Source organism: Neisseria sp. P0021.S007 (genome assembly GCF_051956855.1).
On record NZ_JBQCXA010001082.1, the window covers coordinates 1 to 534 of the forward strand.

Consider the following 534-nt stretch of genomic DNA (forward strand, 5'->3'; position numbering starts at 1 on the left):
ACCGGTAACCGGTACAGACGGTCAACAATACATCTACGACCAATCCACCGGCAGCTGGCTGCTGCAAAGCTTGGTGGGCGCGGCAGCCGGTGCATTTATCGGCAACGCATTGGCCAACAAATTCACACAGGCGCGCAATCAAAACAGCCCGATTGCCCGTCAAGCCCGTACCAACTATTATCAAACCGCACGTCCAAACGGACGCACCAGCCAACAGCTGAATACGCGCACCCTGCGTGCCCAACAGCAAAATGCGCAACAACAAAACGCTCAACAGCAACAGCGTTACCGCGAAACCGCGCGTCAGCCTTCCAACTACCGCCGCCCAAGCATGGGTCGGGGCTTTGGCCGCCGTCGCTGATTCGGTTTAATATTCCATCTTTCGTGCTGAAGCACACACTTTACGCATGGATTTTAGGTTTCATGCAGGCTACAGTTTGTTTGAGAATATGTTTTTTGTATTTCTTTACACTTTTTTTGATATTCAGGGTGAGCTATTAAGAAATCAGATATTGCAATATTAAAGTAATGATA

At 49.4% G+C, this 534-nt stretch carries 1 pseudogene; it reads left to right on the forward strand.

Annotated features, from left to right (window positions below):
• Nucleotides 1–361: pseudogene (locus ACTHUR_RS17640) on the forward strand (hypothetical protein); the annotation flags it as partial.
• Nucleotides 362–534 lie beyond the last annotated feature (173 nt).